The organism is Promicromonospora vindobonensis (assembly GCF_042685865.1).
Taxonomy (GTDB): Bacteria; Actinomycetota; Actinomycetes; order Actinomycetales; family Cellulomonadaceae; genus Promicromonospora; species Promicromonospora vindobonensis.
Genome location: NZ_JBHUOG010000002.1, coordinates 2,618,501 through 2,635,534 on the forward strand (window position 1 = coordinate 2,618,501; position 17,034 = coordinate 2,635,534).

General features: G+C 70.7%; 16 protein-coding genes. 4 read left to right on the forward strand and 12 right to left on the reverse strand.

All coding sequences use genetic code 11. The features are described 5' to 3' along the window. Positions 1–69 precede the first annotated feature (69 nt). The 12 genes from deoC to ACFS27_RS25000 form a co-directional block, all read right to left on the reverse strand. Positions 70–822, reverse strand: a complete 753-nt coding sequence (gene deoC, locus ACFS27_RS24945) for a deoxyribose-phosphate aldolase (RefSeq protein ID WP_377189088.1) — start codon at positions 820–822, stop codon at positions 70–72. Further along, a complete protein-coding gene (locus ACFS27_RS24950) occupies positions 819–1,970 on the reverse strand; it encodes an adenosine deaminase (RefSeq protein ID WP_377189091.1) in 1,152 nt (383 codons plus the stop codon). Before ACFS27_RS24950 ends, deoC begins: the two co-directional genes overlap by 4 nt. Positions 1,971–1,991: 21 nt before the next feature. Further along, complete coding sequence (locus ACFS27_RS24955; protein WP_377189094.1) at positions 1,992–2,204, reverse strand: hypothetical protein; 213 nt, start codon at positions 2,202–2,204, stop codon at positions 1,992–1,994. A 13-nt stretch (positions 2,205–2,217) separates the two neighbouring features. After that, complete coding sequence (locus tag ACFS27_RS24960) at positions 2,218–3,096, reverse strand: hypothetical protein (protein ID WP_377189097.1); 879 nt, start codon at positions 3,094–3,096, stop codon at positions 2,218–2,220. 149 nt (positions 3,097–3,245) lie between these two features. Further along, complete coding sequence (locus ACFS27_RS24965) at positions 3,246–4,631, reverse strand: thymidine phosphorylase (RefSeq protein WP_377189100.1); 1,386 nt, start codon at positions 4,629–4,631, stop codon at positions 3,246–3,248. Continuing rightward, the gene (locus tag ACFS27_RS24970; protein ID WP_377189103.1) at positions 4,628–5,065 is read right to left on the reverse strand and encodes a cytidine deaminase; all 438 of its coding nucleotides are present in this window, start codon (positions 5,063–5,065) and stop codon (positions 4,628–4,630) included. Before ACFS27_RS24970 ends, ACFS27_RS24965 begins: the two co-directional genes overlap by 4 nt. Positions 5,066–5,067: 2 nt before the next feature. Further along, entirely contained in the window at positions 5,068–6,366 is a 1,299-nt protein-coding gene (locus tag ACFS27_RS24975; protein ID WP_377189106.1) for an ABC transporter permease, read from the reverse strand. Then, on the reverse strand, positions 6,363–7,730 hold the full coding sequence (locus ACFS27_RS24980) for an ABC transporter permease (protein WP_377189109.1): 1,368 nt from the start codon (positions 7,728–7,730) through the stop codon (positions 6,363–6,365). Before ACFS27_RS24980 ends, ACFS27_RS24975 begins: the two co-directional genes overlap by 4 nt. After that, positions 7,727–9,250, reverse strand: coding sequence for an ABC transporter ATP-binding protein (locus ACFS27_RS24985; protein WP_377189112.1), 1,524 nt, complete (start codon positions 9,248–9,250; stop codon positions 7,727–7,729). The genes ACFS27_RS24980 and ACFS27_RS24985 overlap by 4 nt, the downstream gene beginning before the upstream one ends. A 111-nt stretch (positions 9,251–9,361) precedes the next feature. Next, positions 9,362–10,444 (reverse strand): BMP family lipoprotein, encoded by a 1,083-nt coding sequence (locus ACFS27_RS24990; protein WP_377189115.1) that lies wholly within the window; start codon positions 10,442–10,444, stop codon positions 9,362–9,364. A gap of 153 nt (positions 10,445–10,597) precedes the next feature. Next, positions 10,598–11,827, reverse strand: a complete 1,230-nt coding sequence (locus ACFS27_RS24995) for an amidohydrolase (protein WP_377191174.1) — start codon at positions 11,825–11,827, stop codon at positions 10,598–10,600. 183 nt (positions 11,828–12,010) lie between these two features. After that, the gene (locus tag ACFS27_RS25000; protein WP_377189118.1) at positions 12,011–13,144 is read right to left on the reverse strand and encodes a mannose-1-phosphate guanylyltransferase; all 1,134 of its coding nucleotides are present in this window, start codon (positions 13,142–13,144) and stop codon (positions 12,011–12,013) included. Positions 13,145–13,402: 258 nt separating this feature from the next. On the opposite strand from ACFS27_RS25000, the gene sdhC reads away from it, so the two are divergent. The 4 genes from sdhC (at position 13,403) to ACFS27_RS25020 (ending at position 16,902) form a co-directional block, all read left to right on the forward strand. Next, positions 13,403–13,786 carry a succinate dehydrogenase, cytochrome b556 subunit gene (gene sdhC, locus ACFS27_RS25005; protein WP_377189120.1) on the forward strand — a complete coding sequence of 128 codons (384 nt, stop codon included), beginning with the start codon at positions 13,403–13,405 and terminating at the stop codon, positions 13,784–13,786. Next, the gene (locus tag ACFS27_RS25010) at positions 13,786–14,250 is read left to right on the forward strand and encodes a succinate dehydrogenase hydrophobic membrane anchor subunit (RefSeq protein WP_377189123.1); all 465 of its coding nucleotides are present in this window, start codon (positions 13,786–13,788) and stop codon (positions 14,248–14,250) included. The genes sdhC and ACFS27_RS25010 overlap by 1 nt, the downstream gene beginning before the upstream one ends. Before the next feature lie 61 nt (positions 14,251–14,311). Beyond that, the gene (gene sdhA / locus ACFS27_RS25015; RefSeq protein WP_377189126.1) at positions 14,312–16,144 is read left to right on the forward strand and encodes a succinate dehydrogenase flavoprotein subunit; all 1,833 of its coding nucleotides are present in this window, start codon (positions 14,312–14,314) and stop codon (positions 16,142–16,144) included. After that, complete coding sequence (locus ACFS27_RS25020) at positions 16,144–16,902, forward strand: succinate dehydrogenase iron-sulfur subunit (protein ID WP_377189128.1); 759 nt, start codon at positions 16,144–16,146, stop codon at positions 16,900–16,902. The genes sdhA and ACFS27_RS25020 overlap by 1 nt, the downstream gene beginning before the upstream one ends. Positions 16,903–17,034: the final 132 nt, after the last annotated feature.

Here is a 17,034-nt window from a genome sequence, read left to right on the forward strand (position 1 = left end):
GTTGAGTACTGGGTATCCGTGGGGAGACCTGCGTCTGGACCACACATACCCAGCACTCGACGGAGACGGTCAGTAGGTGTCGGTGGACGGCGCGGGTGCGGCAGCACCCGCGTCGAAACCGGCCAGGACCGACGCCGTGCCCGACAGGCCCAGGCGGGTGGCGCCCGCCTCGATCATGGCGAGCGCCGCGTCGAGGTCCCGGATCCCGCCGGAGGCCTTCACGCCGAGCCTGCCCCCGCCGGCCGCGCCAACGGTGCGCGACATCAGCGACACCGCGTGCACCGAGGCGCCGCCGGCCGGGTGGAAGCCCGTCGACGTCTTCACGAAGTTGGCACCTGCGGCCTCGGCCGCCTTGCACGCGCCCACGATCTGCTCGTCGGTGAGCGCCGCCGACTCGATGATCACCTTCAGGACCCGGTCGCCCGGCACCGCGGCGCGGACTGCCGAGATGTCGGCCTGCACCACGTCGAACCGGCCGGAGCGTGCGGTCCCGATGTCGATCACCATGTCGATCTCGTCCGCCTCGTCGGACACGGCGCGGGCCGCCTCGAAGGCCTTCACGTCGCCCATGTGCTTGCCCGACGGGAACCCGCAGACCGTCGCGACAGCGAGCCGCCCGGCCGCCACCTCGACCGCGAGGGACACGAACGACGGCGACACGCACACCGAGAACACGCCGAGCTCCGCGCCCTCCTCGACGAGCGTGGCGACGTCGCTCGCCGTGGCCTCCGGCTTGAGCAGGGTGTGGTCGACGAACGCGGCGAGCGCCGCCTTGTCGTGCGGCACGGCCGGGGGCCGTGGTGCTTCAGGCTGAGCGGTCATACGAGGGCACCTTCGACTTTCTGGATTGCGGGCAGGAGTACCTGCTCCACGAGGTCGCGCCGTTCGTCGTGGTGCATGAACGCACCCCAGGCGGCGGTGACTGTCACGTCGACGAGGTCGTCGAGCGTCCAGCCGGCCTCGTCGACGAGCAGCTTCATCTCGTGCGTCATCGACGTGCGAGACATCAGGCGGTTGTCCGTGTTGAGCGTGACGGCGAAGTCCAGCTCCTTGAGACGGGTGATCGGGTGCTTCGCTATCGACTCGGCGGCACCGGTCTGCAGGTTCGAGACCGGGCACAGCTCGAGCGGGATCTGGTGGTCGCGCACCCAGTGCGCGAGGCGGCCGAGATCGGCGGCCCCGCCGCGCCCGTCGCCCGACAGGCCGCTCTCGGCGGGGTCGCCGTTCGCCACGAAGGCGATGTCGTCGATGATCCGGGCGCCGTGGCCGAGCCGGTCGGCGTGCCCGAGGTGCACGGCCTGGCCGATGGAGTCGAGACCGTCGGCCTCTCCTGCGTGGATCGTCACGGGCACGTCGTGCTCGGCGAGGAAGCGCCAGATGCTGAGGTGCCGGGACGGCGGGTACCCGGCCTCGGGCCCCGCGATGTCGAACCCGACCACGCCGAGGTCCCGGTAGGTGACGGCGAGCTCCGCGATCTCCTGCCAGCGGTCCTGGTGCCGCAGGGCGGTGACGAGCTGGCCCACGCGGATGATGTGCCCGTCGCCCGCCGCCGCGGCGATGCCGTCGTCGATCCCCGCCTGTACCGCCTCGACGGTCTCGGCGAGCGACAGCCCGCCGGCCAGGTGCTGCTCCGGCGCCCAGCGCTGCTCTGCGTACACGACGCCGTCGGCGGCGAGGTCCAGCACGGCCTCGCGCGCGACGCGGGCCAGGTTGTCGGCCGTCTGCATGACGGCGACCGTGTGCTCGAAGGTCTTCAGGTACCGGACCAGCGAACCGGAGTCGGAGGAGTCACGGAACCAGTCCGCGAGGGACTCGGCGTCGGTGGCGGGCAGCGGGTGTCCGGCGGCGTCCGCGAGCTCGAGGACGGTCTGCGGCCGCAGCCCTCCGTCGAGGTGGTCGTGCAGCACAACCTTGGGCAGGGCGCGTATCAGCGCCTCACCGGGGCGTGCCCCGGGGTCTTGCGTGGTCATGCTGACAACCTACCGTCTGGCTCAGTCCGCGTCGGGGCTCGGTTCTTCGTCGTCGTCCGCAGGGACGTCGAGGGCCTGCTCCACGACGTCCGCCTCCTCGGCGGCGCCGTCGTTGTCGGGACGCGGCGCGTCCGGGACGTACTCGTCGGGCTCGTGCGTGGTGTCGACCTCGGCATCCTCGGGAGGGTCCAGGCCGGCGTCACGCCAGGAGTCCGGGCCAGGGAGCGTGCTCATCGGGGCCTCCTCGTCAGGTGGCTTCCATCGTCACCCGCGCGTCGTCAGCGTGCCACCGGCCGGCACGCTCCGGTAGCAGCACCCACGCGATGTGCGGCCACCCGCCGAGCGCGGCGGTCAGGGCCTTGCGCACCCGCGCGGCGGTGCGCTCGCCCGTGGACTGCGACATCTCCGCCCCGCCCGACGGCGCCGGTGGCGGGTCGAGCAGCGCGGCGACGGGGACGGTGTGCAGCCCTGCGCCCGACGGCTCGTACAGGACCGCGCTGCCGTCGGTACCCTCGCCGTCGGCCAGGGTGAGCAGCACGACGTGGCGCGGGACCGCCGAGCCCCAGCCGCCCGTGACGTCGCCGCCGGTGTACAGGGGTACCGGGATGCCTGCGCGTGCGCTCGCGACGGCGGCTTCCAGCAGGGCGCGGGAGCCGGCCACCCGGTGGGTGTAGCGCACGCCGCCGTAGCTGGCGAAGCGAGCGGCGCCCCAGGGCGGTGTGCCGTAGGTGCGCGGCCAGCCCGCGACGATCAGTCCGCGCCGGTTGGTCGCCGCCTGGACCGCGTGCTGCAGGCGCACGAACCGGCTCGCCGGGTCCTCGCCGGCGAGCCGCAGTGCCGCCCGTGGGTCCCCGGCGAGGCCGAGCATCGCCAGGACCGCCGATCCGCAGGTGGTCTCGTCGACCTGCACGGCTGCAGCAGTGGTCCCGTCGAGCGACGGCAGGTTCAGCCGCCGCGGGAAGCCGACGGTTCCGGTGCCACGCTCCCGAGCCAGCGGGTCCAGCACCGAGCGCCGGGCCCTGGTCGTCGCCGACTCCAGGTGCCGCTCGACGTCCTCCGGCACGGCGGGCCGCTCGAAGCGCCCCGGCGGTGGCGGCGTCGGTATCGGCCCGGTGAACGCACGCATACCGCCAAGCAGGGACGAAAGGCGCAATGTCGACGGCACGTCGCCAATCTAAGCCGGGTCCGAGCGACTCGCCGGTTCGCCACGCTGGCGCGCGTGGGCGATCCGGGCTCTCACTCGCCGGGCTGCGGCCGTACGGTCGGCCCCGCAGGTCAGACGATGCGGTCGAGCACCACCGACTGGTCCGACGCCAGGGCGGCCCCCACGAGGGCGCCCGCACCCACGTCGACGGTCGCCATCGCACTCGCGGCTCCCGCCAGCGCGCCGCCGAGGACGCCGCCGCCGACGCCCTCCGGCTCGACCGTCCAGCCACCCTCGAGCGCCGCGCGGGCCCGGGCGAACCGCTCCGGGGTGTCGGTGTGCAGGGTGAACACGGGCTGACCGGCGGCGACCGGCTCCCCCGGCTTCACGTGGATCTCGATGCCGGCGGACGCCTGCACCGAGTCCTCCTTGCGCGCGCGGCCCGCACCGAGGCGCCGGACGGCGACGCCCACCGCGTAGGCATCGAGCGAGACCATCGTCCCGGACTCCGGCGCCACCACGGTCTCTGACTCCTTCGCGACCGGCAGCGGAGCGGAGACGTCGCCGCCCTGCGCCGCGATCATGGCGCGCCACTTGTCCATGGCCCGGCCGTCGGCCAGGGCCGCGCGGACGTCCGCCTCCGCGGCGGGTCGGTCGGCCGCTGCGAGCATCTCCACGGCGAGCGCCACCGTCAGGTCGACGACGTCGGACGGCCCGCCGCCCGCGAGGACCTCGAGAGACTCGCGGACCTCCAGGGCGTTGCCTGCGGTGCGTCCCAGCGGCACCGACATGTCGGTGACCAGGGCGACGGTGCGCATCCCTGCGTCGGTCCCGAGGTCGACCATGGTGCGGGCGAGCTCGCGCGCACTCTCCAGGGTCTTCATGAACGCGCCGGACCCGACCTTGACGTCGAGCACCAGGGCACGAGTGCCCTCCGCGATCTTCTTGGACATGATCGAGCTCGCGATGAGGGGGATCGACTCGACGGTGCCGGTGACGTCGCGCAGCGCGTACAGCTTGCGGTCGGCGGGCGCGAGGCCGGCGCCGGCGGCGCAGATGACGGCGCCGACCGACTCGAGCTGCGCCATCAGCTCGTCGTTCGTCAGCGAGGCCCGCCAGCCCGGGATGGCCTCGAGCTTGTCGAGCGTGCCGCCCGTGTGGCCGAGACCCCTGCCGGACAGCTGCGGCACGGCCACGTCGAACGCGGCGACGAGCGGGGCGAGGGGCAGGGTGATCTTGTCGCCCACGCCGCCGGTGGAGTGCTTGTCAGCGGTCGGCCGGGAGAGCTTGGCGAACGACATGCGCTCGCCGGACTCGATCATCGCGTGCGTCCACCGGGAGATCTCGGCGCGGGACATGCCGTTCAGCAGGATGGCCATGGTCATCGCGGACATCTGCTCGTCGGCCACCGCGCCGCGCGTGTAGGCGTCGATCAGCCAGTCGATCTGCGCGTCGCCGAGGGCCTCCTGGTCGCGCTTGGCGCGGATGATGTCGACGGCGTCGAACTGCTCGGTCATCGGGTTGCCTTCCGCACGTGGTCCAGGTCGCCCGGCCCGAAGGCCTGGGGCAGTACTTCTGTCATCGGCTGAATGCCGAGAGGGGTGTCCACCAGCAGCTCCGGCCCGCCGTGCTCCCACAGGATCTGACGGCACCGGCCGCACGGCATGATCGTCTCACCGAGCGCGTTCACGCACGTGAACGCAGTGAACCGCCCGCCTCCCGACATCACGAGGGCGCTGGCGAGGGAGCACTCGGCGCACAGCGTCACCCCGTACGCGGCGTTCTCGATGTTGGCGCCGGTGAGCAGGCGTCCGTCGTCGGCGAACGCCGCGGCACCCACCGGGTACTGGGAGTACGGCACGTACGCCTTGTCGAGCGCACTGCGGGCTGCCGCCCGCAGGCCGTCCCAGTCCACGTCGCCGGCCGGTTCCACAGGGTCCACGTCGATCATCCTCATCCCTTGATGTACGGCTCGCCCGAGGCGGCCGGCGGACGCGACCGCCCGACCAGGCCCGCCACGGCGAGCAGGGTGACGACGTACGGCACCATGAGCATGAACTGGCTCGGCACGGGCGAGCCCACGACGGACAGCACGTTCTGCAGGTTGGAGGCGAACCCGAACAGCAGGCCGGCGAAGGCGGCCCGCACCGGGTCCCACTTGCCGAAGATCACGGCGGCGAGCGCGATGTAGCCCGCGCCGCCGGTCATGTTCTCGCCGAACTGGCTGAGGTAGACGGTCGTGTAGAACGCGCCGCCCAGCCCGGCCACCGCGCCGGCGACGAGCACCGCGTTGTAGCGGGTCCGCACCACGTCGATGCCGACGGTGTCGGCGGCCTTCGGGTGCTCGCCGACGGCCCGCAGGCGCAGGCCCCAGCGGGTCCGGTTCAGTGCGTACCAGACGGCGGGGACGGCGAGGAACATCAGGTAGATCAGCAGCGGCTGGTCGAACAGGACCGGGCCGAGCACGGGGATGTCCGACAGCACCGGGATCGGGATCGACGAGAACCGCGTGGTCGAGTTGAGCGTCGCGGCGTCGGCCTGCAGCACCTGCGAGTACAGGAAGCTCGTCAGCCCGACGACCAGCACGTTCAGCACCACACCCACGATCACCTGGTTCACGTGGTACGTGATGGCGAACAGGCCGAGCACGAGCGAGACGAGCGCGCCGGCGAGCACGGCGGCGGCCAGGCCGATCAGTGCGCTGTTCGTGACCGAGGAGACGATGCCGGCCGTGAACGCAGCACCGAGCAGCTGCGCCTCGATCGCGATGTTGACGACGCCGGCACGCTCGCCGATCACGCCGCCCAGCGCGCCGTACACGAACGGCACCGACCACAGGACGGCACCGCCGAGCAGGCCCACCACCGACAGGTCGCGCGGGCTGCCTGCTCCGGCCCAGGCCAGGAAGCCGGTGAGACCGGCGAAGGCGAACACCGCCACGACCCACAGCGGGGTCCTCGACCCGCGCGCGGTGCGCAGGACGACGAACGCCGTCGCCGCGAGCATGACGGCGCCGCACGCCCAGGCCAGCGGTGCCGCCGGGAGCACGATCACGGGGATCTGGAAGAAGTCCCCGCGCTGCGACAGGAGGAACCGGGTGTCACCCGAGTGCGGGACCGCGACGAGCAGCAGCGCGTACAGCAGGGTGACGGCGAGCAGCACGCCCGCGGACTTCCACGACACCAGCGTGACGGTCCGCGTCGTCTCCGACAGCGGTGCGTCGAGCTGGGTCGTCATCTGGTCGGCGGTCATGCTGCCGCCTCCTTCCGGGCCCGGGTCGCCTTCGTCTTCTTCGGTGTCCGACGCCGGTTCGGGTCCGGCAGCCGGAAGATCGCCCGGATCAGCGGCGGCGCGGCGATGAACAGCACGATGAGGGACTGGACGACGAGGACGATGTCGCTCGGGATGCCCTGCGAAGCCTGCATGGTGGACCCACCCGCCTTGAACGCGCCGAACAGGATGCCGGCGGCGAGCACGCCCCACGGGTTGGACCCACCGAGGAGCGCGACGGTGATGGCGTCGAACCCGATACCCGCGTCGATGTCGGAGCTGAAGCCCGTGGTGACGCCACCCAGCACCTGCGAAGCACCCGCAAGGCCGACGAGCCCGCCGGCCACGAGCATCGAGTTCACCGTGGCGCGGCCCGTGTCGATACCGGCCACCCTGGCGGCGCGCGGGTTCTCCCCGACGGCGCGGAACGCGAAGCCCGCGGACGACCTGCTCAGCAGCCACCACACGAACACGACGGCGAGCAGCGCCAGCACGAAGCCCCAGTGGAGGTTGAAGCGGTCGCCGATGAGCGGCGGGAGCTGTGCGGACTCCGCCGTCGGCGGCGTCTTCGGGTTGGACGACCCCGGCGCCTGCAGCAGGCCCGGCGTCGCCAGCAGGTAGGAGATCAGGTAGAACGCCACGTAGTTGAGCATGATCGTGACGATCACCTCGTGCGCACCGGTGCGTGCCTTGAGCAGGCCCGCCAGTCCTGCCCACAGCGCACCCGCTGCCATACCGGCCACGAGCGCCATCAGCAGGTGCAGCGGGAACGGCACGCCGCTCACGCCGAAGCCGACCCAGCCGGCCGCAGCGGCCGCCACGAGCATCTGCCCCTGGCCACCGATGTTGAACAGGCCGGCCCGGAACGCGAGCGCCACGCCGAGGCCCGCCGCGATGAGCGGGGTCGCGTAGTTGAGCGTCTCGGTGAGCGGCCGGATCGCGGTCACGAAGTCCGGCGCCTGGAGGTTGACCACCGAGCCGCGGAACAGCGCCGAATAGGCACCGCCGATCGCCTGGCCGAGGGCGACGAAGGTATCGGCGGGCCGGGCGAAGAAGTACGCGGAGGCAGCCTTCACCTCCTCGTCCGTGAAGGCGATCATGATGGAGCCCGCCACGATGGCGAGCACCACGGCGCCGACGGACACGGTCCAGGGGCTGCTCATCGTCTGGTGGAGGGCCTTGGCCAAGCGGCTCGCCGTGTCGGGCGCCGCGTCGCCCACCGGTCCGGTGGCCTCGCGGGCCCGCTCCTGCTCCAGCTCCTCGGCAGTGCCTGGATCCAGCGTGCCTGGATCCTGGCCGGCTTCCTGCTCGGAGTTCGACTCGGAACTCGACTCGGGCGCGTTCACGCGACCGCTCCCTTCGCGTCCTCCGGGGAGATCCCCGCCATCATCAGGCCCAGCACGTCACGCGGGGTGTCGGCGGGCACGATGCCCACCACCTTGCCGCGGTACATCACCATGATCCGGTCGGCCAGGGCCACCGCCTCGTCCAGCTCGGTGGAGACCACGACCACGGGTACGCCCGCGTCACGCGTGGCGACCACCCGCTTGTGGATGAACTCGATGGAGCCGACGTCCACGCCGCGCGTCGGCTGCGCCGCGACGAACAGGCGCAGGTCGCGCGAGAGCTCGCGCGCGAGCACCACCTTCTGCTGGTTGCCGCCCGACAGGCGGCCCACCGGCGTGGTGATGCCCTGCGTGCGGACGTCGAACTCCGCGATCTTCTCGCGGGCGAACCGGTCGCGGTAGGCGCGCTGCAGCGCGCCACGACGGACGAACGGCGGACCGTCGGAGCGGTCGAGCATCAGGTTCTCCGCGATGGTGAACTCGGCGACCAGCCCGTCGTACGTGCGGTCCTCCGGGACGAACCCGACGCCGTCGTCGAGGATGCTGCGGACCGAGCGGCCGACGATCTCCTTGCCGTCGAGCGTGATGCTGCCGGACACCTCGTCCTGCAGGCCCAGCAGAGCCTCCGTCAGCTCCGTCTGGCCGTTGCCCTGGACGCCCGCGACGACGAGCACCTCGCCACCGCGCACCTCGAAGCTCACGCCGTCGACGGCCACGGTGCCTGACGACTGGGTGATGACCAGGTCGGTGACCTTGAGGCCGTTGTCGCGCAGGGTGGGCGCGTCCTTCTGCACCGTGAGCTCGACGGAGCGGCCCACCATGAGCGAGGCGAGCTCGCTGTCCGACGCCGTCGGCAGGGCCTCGCCCACGACCTTGCCGTGGCGGATCACCGTGATGCGGTCGGCGACCTCCCGGACCTCGCGCAGCTTGTGGGTGATGAACACGATCGCCGAGCCCTCGTCGCGCAGCTGGCGCATGATCGCCATCAGCTCGTCGGTCTCCTGCGGCGTGAGGACCGCCGTCGGCTCGTCGAAGACCAGCACGTCGGCGTTCCGGGAGAGCGCCTTGATGATCTCGACGCGCTGCTGGACGCCTACCGGCAGGTCCTCGACCACGGCGTCGGGGTCCACGTGGAACCCGAACCGCGCCGAGATCTCCCGCACCTGCGCGCGGGCGGCCTCCAGGTCGAGCCTGCCGCCGCCGCGGGTCTGCTCGTGGCCGAGCATGACGTTCTCCGCCACGGTGAAGACGGGCACGAGCATGAAGTGCTGGTGCACCATGCCGATGCCTGCGCCCATCGCGTCGCCGGGGCCGGAGAAGTGCTGGACGACGTCGTCCAGCAGGATCTCGCCCTCGTCCGCCTGGTACAGGCCGTAGAGCACGTTCATCAGGGTGGACTTGCCCGCCCCGTTCTCGCCGAGGAGCGAGTGCACCTCACCTGGCTGGACCACCAGGTCGATGTGGTCGTTCGCGACGAGCGCGCCGAAGCGCTTGGTGATGCCGCGCAGCTCGAGCCGCATGATTGTCCTTCCCGAGGGGGGTCCTGCTCATAACAGGTCCCGGGGCACACGGTTCTACCCGTGCCCCCCGGGACCATCTTGCGTCACGTCTCGGTCATCGACCGATACGGCTCACTCGGCGAGGTAGGACTCCACCTCGACCTCACCCGCGATGATCGACTCCTTGAGCGCCTGGGTCTCTTCCCACAGCGCAGGGTCGACCTTGTCCTCGAAGTTGTGCAGCGGCGCGAGGTCCACCCCACCGTTCTCGAGGGTGCCGATGTACGGCGTCGGGTCGAACTCTTCGTTGCCGGAGGCGACGACAGCCTCCTCCGCCGAGACGTCCATCCGCTTCAGGACCGACGTGAGGACCACGTTCTGCGTGGTGGGGTCGGTCTCGAAGAAGTCGGCGTCCGCACCGATGATGGCGACGTCCTTGCCGGAGTCGGCGATCGCGTCCATGGCGCCCTGGTAGATCGGGCCGCCCACCGGGAACAGGACGTCGACGCCCTGGTCCAGGATGTTCTGCGCGGTGGTCTTCGCCGCAGGGTCGGCCGCGAAGCTGCCGGTGAACGAGCCCTTCTTGCCGTCCCAGCCGACGAGCTCGACCTTCTCGCCCTTGGTCTCGTTGTAGTAGTCGATGCCCTGCTTGAAGCCGTCCATGAAGATGGTGACGGTCGGGAACTCCTGACCGCCGTACGTGCCGACCTTGCCCGCCTCGGAGTAGCCGGCGGCCAGGTAGCCCGCGAGGAACGCACCCTGCGCGGTGTCGTACAGGATCGGCTTGATGTTCTCGGAGTCGGCCTGGCCGTCGAAGTCGGCGTCCGCTGCGTCGTCGATGATGATGTAGTCGATCTCGGGGTTGGCCGCCGCCGACTCGATGGTCGTCGCCGACAGGGCGAAGCCGACCGTGACGATCGCGTTGCAGCCCTCGGCGACGAGCGACTCGACGTTGCCCTTGTAGTCGCTCTCGGACGCCGACTCGACCTCGTGCGGTGTCGTGCCCAGCTTCTCGGCGGCAGCGGTGACGCCCTCGTAGCTGAGCTGGTTGAAGCTCTTGTCGTCGAACCCGCCCTGGTCCGAGACGATGCAGGGCTTGAAGTCACTGGCGGCGGGCTCGCCACCACCAGTGGTCTCCTCAGGGGCGGCGCCGCAGGCCGCGAGCGCGAGCGCCGCTGCTCCCGCGAGGGCGGTAAGCCGAACAGCCTTCTTCACTGGTGCTCCTTCGATGGTCCAGACGGGCCCCATCCAAACAGATCTGGGCCCTATACCGCACCGAGGGTAGCCAGCGCATCCTGCATTTCGCGTTTCGAGACGGTAACCGGAGTAAGTCGTTACCGAAGCGTCATAGACAGGAACATCCAGCGGTCAGCTCGCCGCAAACTGGGCAAGCGCCCGCACGCCGACGCCGATCGCGCGCTCGTCCACGACGAGGTCGCCCTGGTGCAGGTCGTAGGTGCGGCCGCCGGGAGTGCGCACCCCGAGGCGGGCCATGGTGCCGGGCACCTTGCGCAGGAACCAGGCGAAGTCCTCGCCACCCATCGACTGCTCGGTCAGCTGGACGGCGTCGGAGCCCACTGCGTCCCGGACCGCGTCCTCGAGATCGCACGTGGCAGCTGCCTGGTTCTCGACCGGCGGCACGCCGTGCGTCACGGTCACCGACACGCTGACCTGGTACGGGGCCACGATCTGCTCGACCGCCTCGCGGACCAGCTCGCCCGCCTTCTCCCATGCCCGCACGTCGAGGCAGCGCAGCGTGCCCTTGACGACGCCGGTGGACGGGATCGCATTGGGTGTCGAGCCCGCCTGGACCGCGCCCCACGTCAGGTTGACGCCGGAGCGCGGGTCGAGCCGGCGGCCCAGCACGCCCGGCGTCTGGGTGATGACCTGGCCGAGCGCGAACACGACGTCGCCGGTGAGGTGCGGGCGGGACGTGTGCCCGCCGGGCGACGAGATGGTCACCATCACGGAGTCGCTGGCCGAGGTGATCGGCCCGATGCGGGTGCCGACGTGCCCGACGTCGAACTTCGGGTCGCAGTGCAGCGCCGCCATCCGGTCGACGCCGTCGAGCTCGGAGGTGCGGTTGATGATGTCCTCGGCGCCGCCGGGGAACACCTCCTCGGCCGGCTGGAAGAACAGCCGGACGCCGCGCCGCAGCCGCCCTTCCTCCGCGAGCCGCGCGAGCACCAGGCCGGCGCCGAGCACCACTGTCGTGTGCACGTCGTGCCCGCAGGCGTGGGCGACGCCCGGCTCGGTCGACGTGAACTCCACCCCGCTGGTCTCCTGCAGCGGGAGGGCGTCGAGGTCGGCGCGCAGGCCGACCCGGCCCTCGCCGTCCGGACCACGGTCGGGGCCGATGTCGCAGACCAGGCCGGAACCGATCGGCAGCAGGCGCGGCTCGAGGCCGGCAGCCCGGAGCCGCTCGGCGACGGCGTGGGTCGTGCGTGTCTCCTTGCGGGACAGCTCGGGGTGGGCGTGCACGTCGCGGCGGAACGCGATGAGCTCGGGGTCGAGGATCTCGGCCAGCTCACCGACGCGAGCGGCCAGGCCTGCGACGACCTCCGTGGCGTTCCCTCCGGGCACGTCGCCCACCGGCATCTGGTCGTTCGAAACGATCAGATCGAAGTCGGCGAGATTGACGGGCGGCTGGGTCGGGTTCACCCGACCACGGTATCGCTGTCCGGCCCGCGAGACACGATGGTGGACCATCCGTCCCACCATACGGACGCCCGTGAGACCCGTACTCCCACGTGTCAGACATAACAGGTCAACCCGGTGACCTCAGAGCAGGTCCTCCCGGCCGAGCGCCCGCACCGCCTCCACCACGTTCTTCACCTGCTGGGCACGGGCACGGGTCGTGACGAGCAGCGCGTCAGGCGTGTCGACGACGACGACGTCGTCCAGCCCGAGCACCGTCACCAGCCGGCCCGACGCAGGGACCACCACCGAGCCCGCGCTGTCGATGCGGAGCACGTCGGCGGGGTTGCCGAGCACCTTGGCGCCGCTGTCGTCGTCGGACGGCAGGAGGACGGCGAGCGAGTTGTAGTCCCCGACGTCGTCCCAGCCGAACGTCCCCGGCACGACGGCGACGCCGCCCGCCGCCGCCACCGGCTCGGCCACCGCGTGGTCGATGGCGATCTTCTCCAGGCCTGGCCACACGTCCGCGAGCACCGCCGCGCGCCGCGAGGTGTCCCACGCGTCCGCGACGAGCCGCAGCGAGTCGTGCAGCTCCGGCCGCTGCTCGGCGAGGTGCCCCAGCAGCACCGAGGTGCGCGAGACGAACATGCCCGCGTTCCACCGGTATTCGCCCGACGCCAGGTAGAGCCGCGCCGTCGCGGCGTCCGGCTTCTCCGTGAACCCGCGCACGTGCAGGGTGTGCGGGGCGCCCTCCACCCCGAGCGGCTCTCCCGAGCGCACGTACCCGAACGCCACCGACGGCCGGGAGGCGGCGATCCCGACGGTCGTCACGTAGCCGGCACGCGCTGCGGCCACCGCCTCGCGGACCGCCAGGTCGAACGCCCGAGTGCCATGAATCACATGGTCGGCGGCGAAGGACCCGATGACGACGTCGCCGTGCCGCTTCTCCAGCACCGCGGCGGCCAGGCCGATCGCCGCCATGGACTCGCGCGGCGACGGCTCGGCGAGCACGGCCGATTCAGACAGCCCAGGGAGCTGGGCGCGGCAGGCGGCCACGTGCTGCTCACCGGTGACCAGGATGACGCCGTCCGGCCCGGCGAGCGGGCGCAGCCGGTGCTCCGTCGCCTGCAGCAACGACATGCCGGAGCCGACGAGGTCGTGCAGGAACTTGGGCTCCCCGCCGCGCGAGAGCGGCCAGAGCCGGGTGCCGGACCCACCGGCGGGAACCACTGCGAAGAAGTCGTCGATCGGGGACGATGGAGCGGCGGCCGAAGTCATGCCCCGCAGGATGCCAGTAGGACGACCTTCCCGCAGCGATAGCCCGCCGAGCTCAGGCCAGGCGAGCGGCGGGCTCCCGTAGCAACGCGCGAGCAACCTGACGGGTGCCGGAAGCGACGACATCTCCCCTGTGGGATCAGTCACAAATGCCGTGTCTTGATGCCCGTAAGCGCCGCTGGGCGGCGATCGAGGCGACCAGTTGTCATTACAGTGGGTGCCAGCCACCCCCTGCCGTTTCAGCCATAGGAGGCTCCCGAAGTGCCCACCGCACCAGCAGGCACGTTATACCGCGGCCGTGAAGGCATGTGGTCATGGGTCGCGCACCGCGTGACCGGCGTGCTGATCTTCTTCTTCTTGCTCGTGCACGTGCTCGACACAGCGCTGGTGCGCGTGTCTCCCGAGGCGTACAACGCAGCAATCGGCACGTACCAGACACCGATCATGGGGATCGGCGAGGCAGGCCTCGTGGCCGCGATCGTCTTCCACGCATTCAACGGCATCCGCATCCTCCTGGTGGACTTCTGGGCCAAGGGCCCCAAGTACCAGAAGACGATGCTCTGGGTGGTCGCCGGTCTCTTCGTCGTGACCATGGCGGGCTTCCTGCCGCGGCACCTCATCAACGTCTTCACCGGGGGTCACTGATGGCGAACGGAACCGCAGCGGTGGCAAAGGTCGCGTCCCCCCGCTCCCCCTACGTGCGCCGCAAGACGACGCGCGGCAACTACGAGCTGTACTCCTGGGTCTTCATGCGGGCGTCCGGCGTCGTGCTGCTCGTCCTCATCTTCGGCCACCTCTTCGTGAACCTGATGGTCGGCGAGGGCGTGCACGCCATCGACTTCGCCTTCGTGGGCGGCAAGTGGTCGAACCCCATGTGGCAGGTCTGGGACCTCCTCATGCTGTGGCTCGCCATGATCCACGGCACCAACGGCGTGCGCACCATCATCAACGACTACGCCACCCGGGACCTGACGCGCGGCATCCTCAAGGGCCTGCTCCTCCTGGCGTTCACCGTCGTGGTCGTGCTCGGCACCCTGGTGATCTTCACGTTCGACGCGTGCCCGGCCGACGCTCCCGCGCACCTGCTCGCCTCCTTCTGCACGGCATAGCACCCCCGCACGTCCCCCAGCCCCACACTCCGAAACTCTTCAGCAGGAGGCATCGAGCCCGATGCAGACCCATCAGTACGACGTTGTCATCGTCGGCGCCGGCGGCGCAGGCATGCGTGCCGCCCTCGAGTCGTCGAAGGAGGCCCGCACCGCGGTGATCTCCAAGCTGTACCCCACCCGCTCCCACACCGGTGCCGCCCAGGGCGGTATGGCGGCAGCCCTCGCGAACGTCGAGGACGACAACTGGGAGTGGCACACGTTCGACACGGTCAAGGGCGGCGACTACCTCGTCGACCAGGACGCGGCGGAGATCCTCGCCAAGGAGGCCATCGAGTCGGTCCTCGACCTGGAGCGGATGGGCCTCCCGTTCAACCGCACCCCCGAGGGCAAGATCGACCAGCGCCGCTTCGGCGGGCACACCCGTGACCACGGCCAGTCCGCCGTGCGCCGCGCGTGCTACGCCGCCGACCGCACCGGTCACATGATCCTCCAGACGCTCTACCAGAACTGCGTCAAGCAGGAGGTGGAGTTCTTCAACGAGTTCTACGTCCTTGACCTCATCACGGACCACGACCTCACCACCGAGGAGATCGCGGCGGGCGAGGAGGTCAACGCGACCGGCGTCGTCGCCTACGACCTGGCCACCGGTGAGCTCCACGTGTTCCAGGCCAAGTCGATCATCTTCGCCACCGGCGGTGCCGGCAAGATCTTCAAGACCACCTCGAACGCGCACACCCTGACCGGTGACGGCATGGCCCTGGCGTACCGCCGCGGCCTGCCGCTGGAGGACATGGAGTTCTTCCAGTTCCACCCGACAGGTCTCGCGGGCCTCGGCATCCTCCTGTCGGAGGCCGCCCGCGGCGAGGGCGGGATCCTGCGCAACTCCGAGGGCGAGCGCTTCATGGAGCGCTACGCCCCCACCATCAAGGACCTCGCGCCGCGCGACATCGTGGCCCGGTCCATGGCGAACGAGGTGCGCGAGGGACGTGGCGCCGGTCCGAACAAGGACTACGTGCTCCTCGACCTGACGCACCTTGAGCCCGCGCACATCGACGCGAAGCTCCCGGACATCACCGAGTTCGCACGCACCTACCTCGGCATCGAGCCCTACACGGAGCCCGTGCCGGTGTACCCGACGGCGCACTACGCCATGGGCGGCGTGCCGACCAACGTCAAGGGCGAGGTGCTCCGCGACGGCGTCAACGTGGTCAAGGGCCTCTACGCCGCCGGCGAGGTCGCGTGCGTGTCCGTGCACGGCTCCAACCGGCTCGGTACCAACTCGCTGCTCGACATCAACGTGTTCGGCAAGCGCTCGGGTCGAGCGGCCGCCGAGTACGCGAAGACCGCGTCGTTCCACGAGCTGCCGGAGGACCCGACGGTCCGCGTGATCGCGCAGCTCGACGAGATGCGCAACCGGCCCGACGGCGAGCGCGTCGCGGACATCCGCAAGGCGCTCCAGGACACCATGGACCTCAACGCCCAGGTGTTCCGCACGGGCGACTCGCTGAACGAGGCCCTCACCGACATCCGTGCGCTGCAGAAGCGGTACCGCAACGCGTCGGTGCAGGACAAGGGCAAGCTGTTCAACACGGACCTCCTCGAGGCCATCGAGCTGGGCTTCCTGCTCGACATCGCCGAGGTCACCGTGGTCGCGGCCATCAACCGCAAGGAGTCCCGCGGCGGTCACTACCGCGAGGACTACCCGAACCGCGACGACGCCCACTACATGCTGCACACGATGGCCTACCGTCGTCCGCCCGAGGCGTCGGACCAGGCCGAAGGCCACATCGAGGGCTACTTCGACCACGTCGAGGAGTTCGACGGCTACAAGGTCGTCCTGGGCTCCAAGCCCGTTATCCAGACCCGGTACGAGCCGATGGAGCGTAAGTACTGATGACTGCAACTCTCGAAGCCGCCGCACCGTCATCCGCGGGCGAGATCCCCTCGTTCACGGTCACGCTGCGGGTCCGGCGGTTCAACCCCGAGGTGTCCGAGGAGCCGACCTGGGAGGACTTCACGGTCGAGGCCCACGGCACCGACCGGGTGCTCGACGCCCTGCACAAGATCAAGTGGGACATGGACGGTTCGCTCACGTTCCGCCGGTCCTGTGCGCACGGTGTCTGCGGCTCGGACGCGGTGCGGATCAACGGCCGCAACCGTCTGGCCTGCAAGACGCTGCTCAAGGACGTCAACCCGGACAAGCCGATCACCGTCGAGCCCATCAAGGGCCTGCCAGTGATCAAGGACCTCGTCGTCGACATGGAGCCGTTCTTCGCCTCCTACCGCGAGATCATGCCGTTCCTCATCACCACGGGGAACGAGCCCTCCAAGGAGCGCTACCAGTCCCCCGAGGACCGCGCCCGGTTCGACGACACCACCAAGTGCATCCTGTGCGCCGCGTGCACGTCGTCCTGCCCGGTGTTCTGGACGGACGGCCAGTACTTCGGCCCGGCCGCGATCGTGAACGCGCACCGCTTCATCTTCGACAGCCGTGACGAGGGCGGGTCGCAGCGCCTGGAGATCCTCAACGACAAGGAGGGCGTGTGGCGGTGCCGCACGACCTTCAACTGCACCGAGGCGTGCCCGCGGGGCATCGAGGTCACGAAGGCAATCCAGGAGGTCAAGCGCGCCATGGTTACTCGCGCGTTCTGAGCTCTTCCTCGCTCGCTCCCGCCGAGGGCGGGGACAGTGGCGGCCGGCCTCGCTCACGCGCCCCAGGGGGCGCTCCGCTACGGCTTGACGGCCGGCCGCCACTGTCCCCGCCCTCGGCTCTGCTGTCGGCTT

Bases quoted from the DNA above. Each gene is read 5' to 3' on its own strand.
- deoC (WP_377189088.1), bottom strand. From the start codon at position 822: ATGACCGCTCAGCCTGAAGCACCACGGCCCCCGGCCGTGCCGCACGAC.
- ACFS27_RS24950 (WP_377189091.1), bottom strand. From the start codon at position 1,970: ATGACCACGCAAGACCCCGGGGCACGCCCCGGTGAGGCGCTGATACGC.
- ACFS27_RS24955 (WP_377189094.1), bottom strand. From the start codon at position 2,204: ATGAGCACGCTCCCTGGCCCGGACTCCTGGCGTGACGCCGGCCTGGAC.
- ACFS27_RS24960 (WP_377189097.1), bottom strand. From the start codon at position 3,096: ATGCGTGCGTTCACCGGGCCGATACCGACGCCGCCACCGCCGGGGCGC.
- ACFS27_RS24965 (WP_377189100.1), bottom strand. From the start codon at position 4,631: ATGACCGAGCAGTTCGACGCCGTCGACATCATCCGCGCCAAGCGCGAC.
- ACFS27_RS24970 (WP_377189103.1), bottom strand. From the start codon at position 5,065: ATGATCGACGTGGACCCTGTGGAACCGGCCGGCGACGTGGACTGGGAC.
- ACFS27_RS24975 (WP_377189106.1), bottom strand. From the start codon at position 6,366: ATGACCGCCGACCAGATGACGACCCAGCTCGACGCACCGCTGTCGGAG.
- ACFS27_RS24985 (WP_377189112.1), bottom strand. From the start codon at position 9,250: ATGCGGCTCGAGCTGCGCGGCATCACCAAGCGCTTCGGCGCGCTCGTC.
- ACFS27_RS24995 (WP_377191174.1), bottom strand. From the start codon at position 11,827: ATGCCGGTGGGCGACGTGCCCGGAGGGAACGCCACGGAGGTCGTCGCA.
- ACFS27_RS25000 (WP_377189118.1), bottom strand. From the start codon at position 13,144: ATGACTTCGGCCGCCGCTCCATCGTCCCCGATCGACGACTTCTTCGCA.
- ACFS27_RS25010 (WP_377189123.1), top strand. From the start codon at position 13,786: ATGGCGAACGGAACCGCAGCGGTGGCAAAGGTCGCGTCCCCCCGCTCC.
- sdhA (WP_377189126.1), top strand. From the start codon at position 14,312: ATGCAGACCCATCAGTACGACGTTGTCATCGTCGGCGCCGGCGGCGCA.
- ACFS27_RS25020 (WP_377189128.1), top strand. From the start codon at position 16,144: ATGACTGCAACTCTCGAAGCCGCCGCACCGTCATCCGCGGGCGAGATC.